Source organism: Nocardia sp. NPDC101769 (assembly GCF_044766925.1).
In the GTDB taxonomy this organism is placed as follows: Bacteria; Actinomycetota; Actinomycetes; order Mycobacteriales; family Mycobacteriaceae; genus Nocardia.
In genome coordinates, this window is record NZ_JBIWMX010000113.1 from 1 (window position 1) to 2,932 (window position 2,932).

Genomic DNA, 2,932 nt, shown 5'->3' on the forward strand with positions numbered 1-2,932 from the left:
TCCTGCGCCTGGCCGACGACGAGCCGTATCGCCGAGAAGGCAAGGTCCAGGCCAATCTCGGGGAAGGCCGCCATGATCTGGCGCGGCGGATCTATCACGGGAAGAAAGGGGAGATGACCGCACCTACTACGAGGGCATGGAAGATCAGCTCTCCGCGCTCGGGTGGTGCTCAATTGCGCGGTTCTGTGGAATACGTTCTACAGCAACCGGGCCTTGGAACACCTACGTGCACAAGGCTATCCGGTGCTCGATGCCGACGCGCAGCGCCTGTCGGCGTTCATCCGCACCCACATCGGCATCGACGGCCACTACGCTTTTCATCTGCCCGACTTCGGGGGCACCCACCGGCCGCTGCGCGACCCCGATACCGTCGAGGAAGGCTGAGACCGGTCGGACAAGGGTTTCCGGGATCGGGATCGTGCGAAGAACAACGACAACAATGGCTTGACCTGGTCGCTGACAGCCGAGGGGCAGCCCGCCGTCTCGGGTCTTGGCCGATTACTCGACGGACACGCGTGGGATCGACCTGCTTATCAGGCGGATCGCCAACAGCGCAATCCAAATGCCGCTACCAATGATGCCGATCCGTTCAATGAGTCCTGTTGGTCCTCCGTCCAACAATTTATCGGTGAGGGCGAAGGCGACATAAGAGGCGGCGACCAGCAGGCCAGTGATGACCGAATACCAGGACCAGCCCCGCCTTTCGGGTGCCTGCTCGTGCCGCGCCAGCACGAAGCAAGCCGCAATCAGCGCAGTGAACTGAAGCAGACCAAGAAGGATATGAATGGCACCGTGAATGGTCAGCGTGCTCGATGCTCCCGGTGGGTAACCCTGCGATGGGTCGGGAAGGAAAAGCCCGGCGCCGATGAAGGTGAGGCCATAGCTGCCGAGCAAGATGGGTCCCCAGGTCGAACCATGTCCCGTACGCAGCAGCAGCCTCATCCCGATGGCAAAAGCTAGCAGGAGTGCTCCGGTGACGATGTAGTTGGTGATTTGCATCCACCCGCCGTCCCCCAGTTCGAGATTACTGTCGGGAACTGTCCAGGCATTGTAGCCAGGGCGTATGGCCCCAAGGATGAGAATGGCAACGCTGTTGAGCAGCGGAGCAATGACACCGCAAGCCAGCAGCAGCCTAATTGCCGCCGACTGCTTTCCAGTACTTGGTGCCGAGGTTTCCGTGAGTTTTTCATCCTTGCCATAAGATATGGGTGTCATGATCGCGTGTTCCTTTTATAGACATTTCGATGGACCGGCTGTGAAAAACCGATCGTGAGCCGATTGCTGACCGCGTTGGAGGGGGCGCCACCTAAGACGATTGTCGGTAGCCGGAGGGCCATGACGCGTCTGCGATGCTTCAAAGTAGATTCCATCCAGCGGTACGCTGGTGTTCCTTCGCGAAAGCTTCTCGAATCCTTGCTCGGGAATTGGTGGCGAAGTAGTGATCGAATGGTTGATACTCACGAAATCCGAAGAGGCCGTTCATGGGATTCGAGAGGCGTCCAGCGATAGCGGATAGTCGTCGACGGTCATGGAATCGTAGAAGCGCACGCTCTTGGTGGTGAGGCGGACGAGGGCTCGGCTGGGCTTGGCGGGCAGGGCGGAGATCAGGTGGGCGCCTCGGACCAGGCCCAACACGCCGAGGCGGGACGTAGGGATCAGGGTCTTGGCCGCGCTGAGTGCGACCGCGTGGCTGCCGCGCACGTGCCCGGCCATGGCGCGTTCATAGGCGGGGAAGGCTCGCTCGTGGTCGCCGCTCACCCGTGCCAGCTCTCCGGCGAGGACATAGGCGCCTACGACGGCGAGGCTGGTGCTGCCGCCGACGGCGGGGCCCGGGCAGTAGGCCGCGTCGCCGACGAGTGTCACCCGCCCTCGCGACCAGGTGTCCATGCGGAGCTGGGTGATCGAGTCGAAGTAGAACGCCGGGGTGCTGTCCAGCTCGCCCAGCCAGCGGTCGACATCGGCGTGCATGCCGGCGAACGCGCCGCGCAGGAGTTCCTTTTGCCGGAGTGCGTCGCGGTGGTGGTAGTCGAGTTCGTGCTCGCTACGGAACAGGAACAACGCTCGCGCGTCGCCGAGGTGCCGAGCGCTGTACATGCCGGCGGTGCGGCCGACACCGACGTGGATGAGTAGCTCGTGGTCGACACCGAGGCGGTTCGGCAGGGTCAGCACCGCGAGGTAGGCCCCGGTGAAGGCACTGAAACGGGACTCGTCGCCGAAAACGAGGCGACGCACGGTCGAGTGCAGCCCGTCGGCGCCGACCACGAGGTCGAAGCGGCGCGGCGCGGTGTTCTCGAACCGCACCTCGCCGTCGGGTGAGATCGCGGTGATCGAGTCGCCGAAGACGTACTCGACGTCGTTGCGCGTGGAGTCGTAGTAGATCTCGCTCAGGTCGTCGCGCATGATCTCCGCGTGCCGGTCGGAGGTGGCGCCTAAAACCTTGGAGAGGTCCATCCGGACGGGGTGCCGCGCGCCCTCCCGACAGAGAGTCAACCGATTCGTACCGGTGGCTCGCGCCTCGATGCGCGGTAGCACGCCCATCTTCTCTGAGATGTCCATCGCGGGCCGGTAAAGGTCCACCGCGTGGCCTCCGGTCTTGCGCAGTGAAGGTGCCCGTTCGATGACGGTCACGGAGAAGCCGTGCCGGGTGAGCCAATATGCCAGCACCGGCCCGGCGATGCTGGCGCCGGAGATGAGAATCCGCATGCGCGCCTCCTCAGCCTGCCAACGAGTAAGCGAAGGTTTTCTTTGACATGATGTAAGAATTAACTTAACTCTGACGTGTTGTCAAGGTTAGATCTGCGGGAGTAATCTGCTGGTGATGCCCGACCCGTTGGATGCCGCCCCCCGCGCACGTCGCCGCCGTTCCGATGCCCAGCGCAGTATCGACGCCATCATCAGAGCGGCTCGCACCCTGCTCCGCGAGCGGCCCGAC

At 63.1% G+C, this 2,932-nt stretch carries 3 protein-coding genes and 1 pseudogene; 2 read left to right on the forward strand and 2 right to left on the reverse strand.

Annotated features, from left to right (window positions below):
* Positions 1 to 8: 8 nt before the first annotated feature.
* Together ACIRRA_RS45720 and ACIRRA_RS45725 are read left to right on the forward strand one after the other, a co-directional pair.
* A pseudogene (locus tag ACIRRA_RS45720) lies at positions 9 to 68 on the forward strand (hypothetical protein); the annotation flags it as partial.
* 97 nt (positions 69 to 165) lie between these two features.
* A complete protein-coding gene (locus tag ACIRRA_RS45725) occupies positions 166 to 384 on the forward strand; it encodes a Tn3 family transposase (protein ID WP_402782345.1) in 219 nt (72 codons plus the stop codon).
* Between the two features lie 114 nt (positions 385 to 498).
* Here the strand turns inward: ACIRRA_RS45725 and ACIRRA_RS45730 are convergent, their stop codons facing one another.
* A complete protein-coding gene (locus ACIRRA_RS45730; protein ID WP_402782348.1) occupies positions 499 to 1,215 on the reverse strand; it encodes a DUF998 domain-containing protein in 717 nt (238 codons plus the stop codon).
* A 264-nt stretch (positions 1,216 to 1,479) separates the two neighbouring features.
* Positions 1,480 to 2,703 (reverse strand): FAD-dependent monooxygenase, encoded by a 1,224-nt coding sequence (locus ACIRRA_RS45735; RefSeq protein WP_402782351.1) that lies wholly within the window; start codon positions 2,701 to 2,703, stop codon positions 1,480 to 1,482.
* Between the last annotated feature and the right edge of the window lie 229 nt (positions 2,704 to 2,932).